This window comes from Ruegeria sp. G2, from assembly GCF_056533505.1.
The window spans coordinates 44,634-57,201 of record NZ_JBQFON010000005.1 but is presented as its reverse complement, the minus strand read 5'-3'; the positions used below and the strand labels follow the sequence as shown (position 1 = coordinate 57,201).

The following is a 12,568-nucleotide window of genomic DNA, read 5'->3' as shown; positions in this document are numbered from 1 at the left end:
ATCGTCCTCTCAGGCGTAGATGTCGGTCCAGAGCTCATCCAGCGAAGGCTCGGGGCTTTCTTTCGAGAATTCTGCGGCCTGGTTGACGACCTCTTTGATCTCTTTGTCGATCGCTTTCAGGTCATCCTCGGTCGCATGTTTGCCGGTCAGCAGCAGCTCACGCACATGTTCGATCGGGTCGCTTTGTTCACGGACCTTCTGAACCTCTTCGCGCGTGCGGTATTTGGCTGGGTCCGACATCGAATGGCCGCGATAGCGGTAGGTTTTGACCTCAAGGATGTAGGGACCCTTGCCGGCGCGGCAGTGGGCGACGGCCTTCTCACCGGCAGCTTTGACCGCCAGAACGTCCATGCCATTGACGATCTCGCCGGGGATGCCGAACGCCTCGCCCCGATGGTAGATGTCTTTGGTTGAGGTCGAACGCGTCTGCGACGTGCCCATGGCGTATTGGTTGTTTTCGATCACGAAGACAACCGGCAGATCCCAGATCGCTGCCATGTTGAATGTCTCATAAACCTGGCCCTGGTTGGCCGCGCCATCACCGAAATAGGTAAAGGTTACGCCACCGTTTTCCTTGTACTTGTCGGCGAAGGCCAGACCTGCGCCCAATGGCACCTGAGCGCCGACGATACCGTGGCCGCCATAGAAGTGTTTCTCTTTCGAGAACATGTGCATCGAGCCACCTTTACCTTTTGAAAGGCCACCTTCGCGACCAGTCAGTTCGGCCATCACGCCACCCGGGTCCATGCCACATGCCAACATATGTCCGTGATCGCGGTAGGAGGTAATCCGCTTGTCGCCTTCTTTGGCGGCAGCCTCGAGGCCCACAACGACGGCTTCCTGCCCGATATAAAGGTGGCAAAACCCACCGATCAGACCCATGCCATAGAGTTGACCTGCCTTCTCTTCGAATCGGCGGATCAGAAGCATCTCGCGGTAGTAGGTTTTAAGTTCTTCCGCAGAAACATTTGGTTTCTTTGTGGTTTTTCGCGCAGCCATCGTGGCGATCTCCCCCTCTCGGACAGATAGTTTAGCGTTAAACTATCTCATAAAGCATTTCGCGCGTTCTGGCGAGTACAAATGTGACGCGGGGGCAGGGTGCCTTCGTTTCGGTGGCAGAAAATCTTAGAAGATGAATTAGGGTGAGAGATTTTTCTGTGAAAAACCCTGTGCCTGGGCGTGATCAGCGAATGACGATTTCATCGGCGCGGATCATGCCGAGGATAGATCGTGCTTGCTGATCCAGCAGGTCGAGGTCCAGATAGGTATCAGACAGGCGACGGGTCATATTTTCCATTCGCGCGATCTCATCCTGAAGCTGGGTAAGGTCGCGGGACAGCGCGTCACGTTCTGCTGCAATTTCCACACGTCGGAACAAGCCATAATCCCCCTGCACGGCGGCAAAGGTGAAATAGACGCCTAACATAAAGGCGACCGAGTAGAATGCGAATGCCCCAAGACCGGGTCGATAGGAACGGGTCACCTTATAAACCACCGTAGAACGAACTGCCTCAAAACGTGCCCTTAGCGGGCATCTGCCTTCACTATGTCACAGGTGATTCGGCTTGTGAATCCCCTGTGAGCAAAAAGGTCAGTCTGAGGATCGGCTACTTACCGAACCAAAGCAGCGACGCCTGGCAGGGCCTTACCTTCCATCCATTCCAGGAACGCACCACCTGCGGTGGAGATATAGGAAAAATCTGCCGCTGCACCCGATGCGTTCAGCGCGGCCACCGTATCGCCTCCACCAGCGACTGAAGTCAGCTTGCCATCGCGGGTCAGTTCGGCAGCCTTCAGCGCGGCGGCATTGGTGGCGGCGTCGAACGGGGTCAGCTCGAACGCGCCTAGCGGGCCGTTCCAGATCAGAGTCTGGCTATTCTCCAGCACCTCAGACACTGCAGCGACGCTTTCGGGGCCAGCGTCCAGTATCATGGCGTCGGCAGGGCATTGATCTGCGGGCAGAACCTGATGCGGTGCGTTTGCCTCGAATGCCTCGGCCACGACGATGTCGCGCGGTAGGATAATCGTGCAGCCTGTAGATTCGGCTTTGTTCAGGATTTCGGCAGCGGTGTCGGTCATGGCGTGTTCGGCCAGAGATTTTCCGACGTCGATCCCTTTGGCCACCAGGAACGTATTGGCCATACCTCCGCCGATTACGAGGTAATCGACCTTCTCGATCAGGTTGCCCAACAGGTCAAGTTTGGTCGACACTTTCGCGCCACCGACAACGGCAGTGACGGGGCGATTGGGTGCACCCAACGCTGCCTCAAGCGCGCTGAGTTCCTGTTGCATCAGACGACCGGCGCAGGCGGGTAGCAGGCGGGCAAGCGCTTCGGTTGAGCTGTGCGCGCGGTGGGCGGCCGAGAAGGCGTCGTTGCAATAGACATCGCCCAGTTTTGCCATGCCTTGGGCAAGCGGGACGCTGTTCTTGGTTTCTTCGGTATGAAAGCGGGTGTTTTCCAACAGCAGTACTTCGCCTGCGCCCAGCGATGCTGCGGCAGCTTCGGCCTCAGCACCGACGCAATCATCGGCGAACCGAACCGGTGTGCCAAAGGCGGTCTCGAGCGCCGGGACCAATTGCCTGAGAGACATCTCGGCGACGCGTTCGCCTTTCGGGCGACCGAAATGGGCCAGAAGGATCGGCTTGCCGTTTGCGGCGAGAATATCGCGCACGGTTGGCATGATGCGCTGAATGCGGGTGTCATCCGTGACCACACCATTCGCGACGGGCACGTTGATATCCACACGTACCAGAACCCGTTTGCCGTTCAGTTCCATATCGTCCAGAGTTTTCCAGCCCATCGCGTCTATCCTTGCCCATTACATCCAGTTTCAGGCGGTTCTTTTCCTGCATTTTGCCTTCAGGTCAATGCGTCACTTGGCATTCGCGCGTCTGCGTCATAGGTATTTGCGCAAGTTTCAAAGACAGGAGGGCCAGATGGCCGAGATCAAAGACCCCGAAAACACGATCATCATTGAGCTGAAAGATGGCAATGTCGTCATTGAATTGCTGCCTGATGTGGCCCCTCAGCACTCGGCCCGCATGAAAGAGCTGGCGCGTGGTGGCGAATATGACAACGTTGCCTTCCACCGTGTGATCGACGGGTTCATGGCGCAAACCGGTGACGTACAGCATGGCGACATGGAAGACGGTTTCAACATTCGCATGGCAGGCACTGGCGGATCGTCGCTGCCGAACGTACCTGCCGAGTTCTCGAAGCTGCCCCATGATCGCGGCACTTTGGGCGCGGCACGCTCGGCCAACCCGGATTCGGCCAACTCGCAATTCTTCATCAACTTCAAGGACAACCATTTCCTGAACGGTCAGTACACCGTTTATGGCCGTGTCATCGAAGGAATGGAGCATGTGGATGCCATCGTTCGTGGCGAGCCGCCTGCGAGCCCTGACCGGATGATCAGCGTGAAGGTGGCCACCGATGCATAAGCTGGCTGCTGCATTCGTCGTGTTGGCCAGCCCTGCGCTGGCGACAGGCCTTGAGATCGAAATCGAAGGCGAGGGGGCGAATGGCACCGTTACAGTCGACCTCTTCGAAGACCTTGCGCCCAAGCATGTCGAGCAGATTACCGCTCTGGCCGCTGGCGGTCAGTATGATGGCGTTGTGTTTCACCGCGTGATTGATGGTTTCATGGCTCAGACCGGTGATGTGCAACATGGCCGCGTTGGCGCGGACATGCGTCGCGCCGGAACAGGTGGGTCAGATCGCCCAGACCTGCCTGCTGAGTTCTCGGACTACAATTTTGACCGGGGCGTTGTCGGCATGGCACGGGCACAGGACCCCAACAGCGCAAACTCGCAGTTCTTCATCATGTTTGAGCCCGGTCCGTTCCTGAATGGCCAATACACCGTTGTGGGTCAGGTCACCGACGGGATGGACGTGGTTGATGCGATCAAGCGCGGCGATGGTCCGAACGGTGCTGTTATCGGTCAGCCCGATGCGATGAAAAAGGTCACTGTGACCGAATAAAAGAAAACCCCCGGCGCGCTTTTGCTGGCCGGGGGTCCTAGATGCAGCTGGGTCAATCGTCGGCCGACATCGCCCGCCAGATCAGCGCGCCAATCGCGCCGCCGATCAAAGGTGCCACCCAGAACAGCCACAGCTGAGCTAGTGCCGGACCATCGGCAAACAGTGCGACACCAGTCGAGCGCGCAGGGTTCACTGACGTATTCGTCACTGGAATCGAAATCAGATGGATCAGCGTCAGCCCCAACCCGATGGCGATCGGCGCGAATCCTGCCGGAGCACCGCTGGACGTTGCCCCCAAAATGATCACGATGAAGAAGGCCGTCATGACGATTTCGATTACCAACGCGGACATCATCGAATACCCTTCGGGTGAGGCCTCGCCATACCCGTTCGAGGCAAACCCTCCCACACCTTCAAAACCCGGCGCTCCGCTGAGGATTAAATAGAGCACGGCTGCTGCCGCGATGGCTCCGATGACCTGAGCGATCCAATAAGGGATCAGATCTTTGGCGTCGAACCGCCCGCCTATCATTAGGCCAAGGCTGACTGCCGGGTTGAAATGCCCGCCCGAGATATGACCGACCGCGTACGCCATGGTCAGCACTGTGAGGCCAAAGGCAAAGGAAACGCCCAGCCAGCCGATACCCACATCGGCGACACCCGCAGCCAGAACCGCGCTACCGCAGCCACCAAGTACTAGCCAAAAAGTGCCAAAGAATTCAGCCATAAGTTTCGATGACATGAAAAGTCCTCCAGAAAACAATGGCTTTCAGTATAATTCATAAAGTGCGTTTTGTGAAACTGACGTCTACGGGGAATTTCTTAGGCTCTTTCACAGCGTGTGGAAACTATCCAGTGCGTCCGTAGAACGTCTGGCGCGCGCTTTCCGATAATGAGATGCCGGGTTCAGTGTTGTAGGCAAGCACGGCAAGAATACGGGTCTGTTCACCCTCGTTTGGTGCAACCCGGTGGATCGAATTCCGGCCGCGGAAGAACACCAGTGTTCCAGCGCTGGCGTCAAGCCGATTAACTGGGGTACGGCCATCAAGGATGTCACCAACCGCGTCAAAGCTCATCTCACCGGCATCTGCATCACGCACATCACGAACGTACTCAAATGACCCGCCCTGTTCCGGAGGTTGCACCATCAAAGTGATCGCGAATGAAGAGTTGTCGAAGTGCCAACCCAACTCTTGGCCTTGCTCGGCAAAATGCAGGTTAATGGACGACAACGGGTCGGCATATTCATACAGCGCGTTTTCTTCCAGCACGTCGCACAGAAAGGTGCGGAATACATCGGAATCGTATAGCGCCCGCAGGGCAGAGGATTCGGCAATTTGATCATCTGTCAGGCAGCCTTTTGAGGATGTAACCAGCCTGTTGCGCGGGTGATCAGGATTGTAGGCAGGGTCCATCGGGTTGAGATAGACCGTATGTTTTTCGGTCTTCGCATAAACCTTTTCCCGCTTGGCTAGACCTTCGGCCCGAATCGAGGATATCGCGCCCTCTTTGACAAAACCCGGCATCTCCAGCACACCGTCGTGTTGATAGCCCTGTCTGAGTTTCGCGCAAAATTCCGCATCCTCGATCGGGTATGTGGTGAGGTCAACAATATCTGCCAGTTCCATTGAGCCTCCAGGCCGTTGAGTGCAATTTTCCCAACCGGTGTAGGACTTATTCTGTAACCGAGAAACAAAAAAACGCCGCGATCAGGATCGCGGCGTTTCAGCAGGACAGAATGACCTGTCGTTATTGTTTGACTTCTGCCGCAGGGTTGGCACCCGATTTGCCGCCGCGACCGGGGTTCAGCGGGTCGTCCTGACGCTGTACGGAACCCTCAAAATGGGCGCCGCTTTCGATCGCGATGGTCTTGTGGATGATGTCGCCTTCGACTCGTGCGGTCGAGGTCAGGCGGACCTTCAGGCCACGTACGCGGCCCACGATGCGGCCGTTGACGACGACGTCATCGGCAGTAACTTCACCCTTGATGGTGGCGGTTTCGCCGATGGTCAGCAGATGGGCGCGGATGTCACCTTCTACGGTGCCTTCAACCTGGATATCGCCCGAGGTTTTCAGGTTTCCGGTGATGTGAAGATCCGAGGACAGGACCGATGCGGGCGGCTTTGGCTTGGGCGGGGTGCTCGCCTTGGTTTCAGCCGGTGCAGGAGCCGCCGGAGTAGCCGGTGCGGCTGGTTTTGCTGCCTCAGTCTCTTTCGATCCGGGTTCGTTGATTTTGCTCTTAGAAAACATTTCTCGCAGCCTTGATGTAAGTCATTGGGTTAACAGGTTTTCCGTTCACACGGACCTCGTAGTGCAAGTGTGTGCCGGTCGACCGTCCGGTGCTACCCATATCAGCAATATGATCCCCGCGCGAGACCCTTTGGCCAACCTTTACGCGTACCTTGGTGTTATGAGCGTAAAGTGTCTCAATCCCAAAGGCGTGCTTGATCTTAACCAGCCGTCCGAAACCCGATTGCCAGCCTGCATGAGTGACAACACCATCGGCGGTCGCGAAGATATCGGTGCCCGAGGGGCCGGCAAAATCAGCGCCATTATGCATGCGGCGACCGCCGGTCTTGGGATCGCGCCGCGTACCGTAGCCGCTGGTGAAACGAACCGCTGCACGCACCGGGCTGGCGAAGGGGGCCTTTTCGGCAGCGATGCGATAGAGGTTCAGCTGGTCCATCTGTTCCAGCAGGATATTTGCGCGGATCTGGTCGGGGGTCAGTTCCTCACCGCGCGTACTAAGGGATAAAGGGGTCAGCGGACCGCCCATACCGCTATATCCGCGACGAACCTCGTCGAGGATACGATCTGTGGGCATGCCCGCGTTGCGGAACATTTTGTCGAGTGGCTCGACCGAGATCACCATGGCCTCTTCCAACTGGCGGAAAATCTCATCGCTGCGTTCCTGCATCAGACGAATTTCCAGCTCAAGCTCGTCGCGTTCGTCCAGCGCGCCTTGGGCATCCGCGGCGATCTGATCACGTTGTGCTGCGGTCCGGGCCAGAGCGTAGGTCATGAATTCCATCTGTGCCGGGTTGGCAGATGCCATCATGTAAGCTGCGTCGCCATCTGTGCTGTTTTGCAGTTCCACCAGCTCGGTCCGTGCGTCTTCGCGCTGTTTCATGGTCGCGCGCAAGGTGGTCTGGATGACTTCGATACCCGTTTCCAGCTCGCGGCGGCGGTTCTCGGATTCCAGCAATTCGGATTGCATGACCGAAATCTGTTCCAGCGCTGCATTGAACCTGTCATGGGCGGCCAAGGCTTCGGCCGCGCGCGCGTCGCGTTCCGCAGACAGGATGTTCAGCCGCTCCTGATAGGTGGCTTGATCGCGTTTTGCCTGTTCTCTGAAATTGCCCGATCCGATGCTGTCCATCAGCAGGATCGACGTTGCGATGGCCGTCCATGCGACCATCACCGATACACCGGCGACCGCGGCGATCTGGGTCTCCGAACTTAGCCGGATAAACCGTGTATCATTGTCAGATTTCAGAAAAACCCGGCGCTCTGGAAAGTGCCGCTCAAGCAGTGAGTGTAGTTTAATTGCCAGACGTGTCCGCACGCGTCCTACCTCAATTGTCCCCATATCTCGGAGCCGGTCGTGAGTGAGTAGCCGCTCCTTGACGCGATTGCATAAAGGGGTCGGGGCATTCGGGCAAGTTTGTTAACCAATCGTACGCAATGAACGGAGTTTTACCGCACGTGATCGGCGGGAATTTGCCGATAGCAGGCGTTTGCTGTCAGTCTGATACAACTCCGGGTGGTGGCAGGTCTTCGGTCAGGGGCCAATAGAAATCAGGGGGCAGCCCGGCCTCGGCGCGCTTCTCTTCGTTGAAGGGTGGTTTCAGCGCTCCGTGGAAATAGCGGCGCACAAGGGCGTGAAACACATCCTTGGGATCCGCATTCTCGCGCCCGCACAGAAAGTGAAACCATTTCGAGCCATAGGCAACATGGCCGACCTCTTCGGCATAGATCACCTCAAGCGCGGCAACGGCGTCATCAGCCTTGGCCTTGCGGAAGATGTCTATCATTCCGGGGGTCACGTCCAACCCACGTGCCTCAAGTACCATCGGTACGACAGCAAGACGACCCATCAGGTCCTCGGCGGTGTCCTCGGCGGCGCGCCACATTCCCGCATGGGCGGGCAGAGCACCATAATGGCTGCCCATCTGTTCGAGGCAGTCGCAGACCATCTCGAAATGGCGCGATTCTTCTTCGGCACATTTCACCCAATCGTCATAGAAGCCGATGGGCATCGGCACATGGCCAAATCGGGCAATGATGTCCCAATGCAGGTCCACGGCGTTCAACTCTATATGCGCGACGGCGTGTAACAGCGCGATACGGCCCGCCTCGGACCCGGGCCTGCGGCGGGGCACATCCCGAGGAGACAACAGTTCGGGCTTTTCAGGCCGCGCAGGGTAAATCGGTGGCTCGGCGGTGCCCACTTCGATCTTGGGCGCGTCGCACTGCCGGGATGCAAACCAGGCAGCGGCGTATTGTTTGGACAGGGCGGTTTTCTCGCGTCCGACCGATGTGGTCAAAACCTCAGTCGCCATTTCGGTCAGTGTTTTTGACACGCTTGCCCCCTAACGCTGCAGTCCGCGCGGGTCATACCCTTGATGCCCGCGCGGGTCGAGAGAGTCAGAGTGCGCGCGCAGCCTCAAGCACCTCGTCCACATGGCCCGGCACTTTCACCTTGCGCCAGATACGGGCTATTTTGCCCTCGGCATCGATTAGAAAGGTTGAACGTTCAATGCCCATCGATTTCCGCCCATACATGTTCTTTTCGACCCAGACGCCATAATCTTCGCATACGGTCTGACCCTCATCGGACAGCAGCGGTGTGGTCAGCCCGTGTTTGGCAACGAACTTGTCGTGTTTGGCGATGGTATCGCGCGAGATGCCGAAGACGTGAGCGCCTGCGTCACGAAACGCATCAAGCTGTTCCGAGAATCCGATGGATTCCTTAGTACAGCCCGGCGTATCATCACGGGGATAGAAAAACAGAACGACGGCACGGCCACGTTGTTCCGACAGGGACACCTCGCCGCCGCCGTCGCGGGGCAGAGTAAAGTCGGGTGCGATGTCTGAGACTTCGGGCATATTCAAACTCCGGCTGGGAAACTAAAGGCTGGCGCTTATCATAGTGCACGGACGGCAGGTTGAAAGGCGTGGGACGTAAATTGGTCCAGCAAGAACAGCAGGATGACGCCGGTTCGGTTAAAAAGCCCCGACGTAGGTCGCGTCGACGGACTGCTGGCTTGTGGACACTGCGCGGTGTCTTCATTCTTGTTCTTCTGGCACTAGTCACAGGCTTCATGGTGGTGGGGCAGCGCATGCACGCGCCGGATTGGCTACGTGATCGGGTTGAAACTCGGTTAGATCAGGCTCTGGGCGGCGTCAAAGTGCGGTTCGGCGATGTCAGCTTTATTATTCATGAAGGCTGGCGTCCTCGATTGCGTTTAACCGATGTCCGCATCAGTGACGCGGACGGTCGTCAGATCGCCGAAGTGTCCGACCTGCGGGCCAGTCTTTCTATGCGCCCGCTGCTGCGCGGTCATGTGCAGCCCAAGCGGATCATCCTGCAAGGCGCGCAGATCGCTTTGACAAGGGGTGTGGACGGAGCCCTTTCTCTGACGGTGGGTGCGGGCAGTGCGCCGGTCGGGCAAGCTCCGAATCTGGCGCAGCTGATCGAGGCTTCGGATGAGGTGTTCCAGGCGACAGTCTTGTCAGCCCTGACTTCAGTTGAACTGGATGCAATTACGCTGGACTATCAGGATCTGCGGCTGGGCCGGTCCTGGGTGCTGGATGGTGGGCGCATTCAGGCGACCCGCAGCGCGCGCGAGGTTCGACTGGCCACCAGCTTTTCGGTACTTGCCGGGCGGGACTACGTGAGCACGATTGAAGCCAATTATACCAGTTCGCTTGGCAGCCCTGCCGCACAGTTTGGCATTTCGATCACCGATCTGCCTTCGGAAGATATTGGCGGACATAGCCCAGCTCTTGCATGGATGCAGGTGTTGCGCACGCCCATCTCTGGTGCTTTGCGTGGTAGCGTAGACCCCGACGGCGCGCTGGGCCCGGTCTTTGCCACACTGAACCTCGGTACGGGTGCGGTGCAGCCGACACCAGAAACAACGCCGATCAAGTTTGAATCGGCGAGGACCTATTTTACATACGATCCAAAGCTGCAGGCGCTGGACTTCAACGAGGTGTCGATCAATTCCGCCTGGGGTACGGTGCAGGCAGATGGGATAACATTTCTTAAGGGCGTAGAAGCTGGCGGTCTGGAGAGCATGTCAGGTCAGTTTCGCCTGAGCGGGATCGAGATTAATCCCGTGGATCTGTTCCCTGAACCGCTGAACCTTTCGCAGGCCGATGTGGACTTTCAGATGAAACTGGCCCCGTTCCGGCTGCGGTTGGGCCAGATGTCAATTGAAGATGGTGAACATCGCGCGCGCCTGAGCGGGTCATTGGCCGGTCTGTCCGAAGGTTGGGTTGCCGAGATTGACGCACAGATCGACCAGATGAGTTCTGATCAATTGTTGAAATACTGGCCAGAACGTCTTGCGCCGAAACCACGTCTCTGGGTCACTGAAAACTTGTATCAGGGCGAAATGTCGGATCTGGATTTCGCTCTGCGTCTGCGGCCCGGAGAAAAACCCGACATCTATGCCGATTTTGAGTTCGAAGATACCAAGGTCCGGTTCGCCAAGACGCTTCCGCCCATTCAGGATGCACAAGGGCAGGCCAGCCTGCTGAACGGACGGTTTACGGTCTCGGCGCAGAAGGGGATCGTAATCGCGGACGAGGGCGGGGCGGTTGATGCTTCGGGCACCTCGTTTATCATTCCAGACACCCGTATCAAGAAATCCACGCCCGGGATCGCCCGCGTGCAGGCCAAGGGTAGTGTGACGGCTGCCCTGTCTTTGTTGGATCGGCCACCGCTGCAATTATTGACCAAGGCCAATCTTCCCATTGAGCTGGCAGAAGGTCAGGTCAGTCTTTCAGGTACGTTGTCGTTGCCCATGATCAAGGGCTTGAAGCTTGAAGACACACGATTCCATTTTCTGGGGGAACTGGTCGATCTGGACAGTGATAGGCTGGTGCCGGGGTTTGAAGTCAGTGCCGACCAGCTCGATCTGACAGGGGATCAAACGCAGGTCGCCATTTCGGGCGAGGGCCTGTTTGGCGTCGTACCAGTTCAGGCCACCTGGCGACAGCCCATCGGCGGCGACACCGCGCAACGTAGTGAGCTGAAAGGGCAAATTGAGGTCTCTCCACGCCTGATGGAACAGATAAATGCCGGTTTACCCAAAGGGATGCTAACCGGACAGGGGTTGGCTGACTTTTCACTGGGTATCGGCGCAGGTGAACCGCCACTTCTGAACGCAAACTCAGACCTGGTGGGGGTGGCTCTGGCCATCCCTGAGTTGGGGTGGAGGAAAGGGGCAAACAGCAGCGGCACCTTAGCAGCCGAAGCAACGCTAGGCGCGCAACTCAACGTCGATGAGCTGCGTATCGAGGCAGCGGGGCTGCGAACATCAGCCACGATCTCTTTTAGAGATGGTGGGTTTGACCGCGTGCGCTTCAGCTCATTTGAATTGGGCAATTGGCTGGCTGTTCCTGCGGAACTGATCGGGCGAGGGACGGCGTTACCGGACATCCGCGTGTTGGGCGGCGTGCTTAATTTGGGTAAATCGACTTTGGGTGAAGGGGGTAGCAGCGGAGGAGGCGCAGCTGGACCTGGGCCGAAGCTCGACGTCACCTTGGATCGATTACAGGTAACCGAAACGGTGGCATTGACCGGGTTAACCGGCTCGTTTCAAACCACAGGCGGGTTGACGGGTGGATTCGCAGCTCAGGTCAACGGTGGCGCGCGGATCAAAGGCCAGGTGACGCCGCGCGATAATCGAACGGCGGTTGGGCTGACTTCCGAAGATGCGGGTGCGGTTCTGCGTTCGGCTGGTGTTCTGACGCAGGCGCGTGGCGGGTCCATGCAATTGCAACTCGACCCGATTGCCGAGCCCGGAAACTACGACGTTGACCTGAAAATCAAGAATACACGGATCACCGACGCTCCGGCGATGGCGGCCTTGTTGAACGCGATCAGTCTGGTGGGGCTGTTGGACGAGATGGCGGGACAGGGCATATTCTTTGCAGCCATCGATAGCAAAATGCGCATCACCCCGACCGAAGTGAAGGTTTTAAGTGGCAGCGCCGTAGGGCCATCTATGGGACTGTCATTCGAGGGCACCATTGATACGGTGACTCAAATGCTGAACCTGCGCGGCGCGATCTCGCCAATTTATCTGGTTAATGCGATTGGCAGTGTTCTGTCGAAGAAGGGCGAGGGAATTTTCGCCTTCAACTATACCCTGACCGGCCCACTGAGCGATCCAAAGGTTTCTGTCAATCCGCTGTCCGGGCTGGCCCCGTTGTTCCTGCGAAACTTGTTGCGCGAGCCCGCGCCGACTGTCTCGGATGGCCCAAATGCAACGCCTGACCGATCGGACCAACCCCATCCGGCTGTGCAATCACGCGGCGAGGACCGCTGATCTGAGCGGTGGCCGAAT

The 12,568-nt window shown here is 57.8% G+C and carries 12 protein-coding genes; 3 read left to right on the top strand and 9 right to left on the bottom strand.

Annotated elements, in window-relative coordinates:
• Positions 1–9: 9 nt before the first annotated feature.
• From pdhA to ACR0DU_RS10750, 3 genes are all read right to left on the bottom strand, one after another.
• Complete coding sequence (gene pdhA / locus ACR0DU_RS10760; RefSeq protein ID WP_010442123.1) at positions 10–999, bottom strand: pyruvate dehydrogenase (acetyl-transferring) E1 component subunit alpha; 990 nt, start codon at positions 997–999, stop codon at positions 10–12.
• A gap of 184 nt (positions 1,000–1,183) precedes the next feature.
• Positions 1,184–1,483, bottom strand: a complete 300-nt coding sequence (locus ACR0DU_RS10755) for an FtsB family cell division protein (protein ID WP_029622020.1) — start codon at positions 1,481–1,483, stop codon at positions 1,184–1,186.
• A 128-nt stretch (positions 1,484–1,611) separates the two neighbouring features.
• A complete protein-coding gene (locus ACR0DU_RS10750; RefSeq protein ID WP_480874419.1) occupies positions 1,612–2,802 on the bottom strand; it encodes a phosphoglycerate kinase in 1,191 nt (396 codons plus the stop codon).
• Between the two features lie 136 nt (positions 2,803–2,938).
• Between ACR0DU_RS10750 and ACR0DU_RS10745 the strand changes: the two genes are divergently transcribed.
• Positions 2,939–3,445: a peptidylprolyl isomerase gene (locus ACR0DU_RS10745; RefSeq protein WP_480874416.1), complete on the top strand. Its 507-nt coding sequence runs from the start codon at positions 2,939–2,941 to the stop codon at positions 3,443–3,445.
• Positions 3,438–3,986 carry a peptidylprolyl isomerase gene (locus ACR0DU_RS10740; RefSeq protein WP_170779935.1) on the top strand — a complete coding sequence of 183 codons (549 nt, stop codon included), beginning with the start codon at positions 3,438–3,440 and terminating at the stop codon, positions 3,984–3,986. The genes ACR0DU_RS10745 and ACR0DU_RS10740 overlap by 8 nt, the downstream gene beginning before the upstream one ends.
• A 52-nt stretch (positions 3,987–4,038) precedes the next feature.
• Here ACR0DU_RS10740 and aqpZ read toward each other — a convergent pair whose 3' ends face one another.
• The 6 genes from aqpZ to ACR0DU_RS10710 form a co-directional block, all read right to left on the bottom strand.
• Complete coding sequence (gene aqpZ, locus ACR0DU_RS10735; RefSeq protein WP_480874413.1) at positions 4,039–4,728, bottom strand: aquaporin Z; 690 nt, start codon at positions 4,726–4,728, stop codon at positions 4,039–4,041.
• Between the two features lie 106 nt (positions 4,729–4,834).
• A complete protein-coding gene (locus ACR0DU_RS10730) occupies positions 4,835–5,614 on the bottom strand; it encodes a HalD/BesD family halogenase (RefSeq protein WP_480874411.1) in 780 nt (259 codons plus the stop codon).
• A gap of 121 nt (positions 5,615–5,735) precedes the next feature.
• On the bottom strand, positions 5,736–6,236 hold the full coding sequence (locus ACR0DU_RS10725) for a bactofilin family protein (RefSeq protein WP_010442130.1): 501 nt from the start codon (positions 6,234–6,236) through the stop codon (positions 5,736–5,738).
• Positions 6,226–7,551: a DUF5930 domain-containing protein gene (locus ACR0DU_RS10720; protein WP_480874834.1), complete on the bottom strand. Its 1,326-nt coding sequence runs from the start codon at positions 7,549–7,551 to the stop codon at positions 6,226–6,228. The genes ACR0DU_RS10725 and ACR0DU_RS10720 overlap by 11 nt, the downstream gene beginning before the upstream one ends.
• 178 nt (positions 7,552–7,729) lie before the next feature.
• Positions 7,730–8,548 (bottom strand): ferritin-like domain-containing protein, encoded by an 819-nt coding sequence (locus ACR0DU_RS10715; protein WP_480874832.1) that lies wholly within the window; start codon positions 8,546–8,548, stop codon positions 7,730–7,732.
• Positions 8,549–8,633: 85 nt separating this feature from the next.
• Positions 8,634–9,095: a peroxiredoxin gene (locus tag ACR0DU_RS10710; RefSeq protein WP_480455137.1), complete on the bottom strand. Its 462-nt coding sequence runs from the start codon at positions 9,093–9,095 to the stop codon at positions 8,634–8,636.
• A gap of 68 nt (positions 9,096–9,163) precedes the next feature.
• Here ACR0DU_RS10710 and ACR0DU_RS10705 point away from each other — a divergent pair, with 68 nt between their 5' ends.
• The gene (locus ACR0DU_RS10705) at positions 9,164–12,550 is read left to right on the top strand and encodes a YhdP family protein (protein ID WP_480874409.1); all 3,387 of its coding nucleotides are present in this window, start codon (positions 9,164–9,166) and stop codon (positions 12,548–12,550) included.
• Positions 12,551–12,568: the final 18 nt, after the last annotated feature.

Excerpts from the sequence above, each read along its gene's own strand:
- ACR0DU_RS10730 (WP_480874411.1), bottom strand. The coding sequence starts at position 5,614 with ATGGAACTGGCAGATATTGTTGACCTCACCACATACCCGATCGAGGAT.
- ACR0DU_RS10745 (WP_480874416.1), top strand. The coding sequence starts at position 2,939 with ATGGCCGAGATCAAAGACCCCGAAAACACGATCATCATTGAGCTGAAA.
- ACR0DU_RS10710 (WP_480455137.1), bottom strand. The coding sequence starts at position 9,095 with ATGCCCGAAGTCTCAGACATCGCACCCGACTTTACTCTGCCCCGCGAC.
- ACR0DU_RS10725 (WP_010442130.1), bottom strand. The coding sequence starts at position 6,236 with ATGTTTTCTAAGAGCAAAATCAACGAACCCGGATCGAAAGAGACTGAG.
- ACR0DU_RS10750 (WP_480874419.1), bottom strand. The coding sequence starts at position 2,802 with ATGGGCTGGAAAACTCTGGACGATATGGAACTGAACGGCAAACGGGTT.
- ACR0DU_RS10715 (WP_480874832.1), bottom strand. The coding sequence starts at position 8,548 with ATGGCGACTGAGGTTTTGACCACATCGGTCGGACGCGAGAAAACCGCC.
- aqpZ (WP_480874413.1), bottom strand. The coding sequence starts at position 4,728 with ATGTCATCGAAACTTATGGCTGAATTCTTTGGCACTTTTTGGCTAGTA.
- pdhA (WP_010442123.1), bottom strand. The coding sequence starts at position 999 with ATGGCTGCGCGAAAAACCACAAAGAAACCAAATGTTTCTGCGGAAGAA.
- ACR0DU_RS10740 (WP_170779935.1), top strand. The coding sequence starts at position 3,438 with ATGCATAAGCTGGCTGCTGCATTCGTCGTGTTGGCCAGCCCTGCGCTG.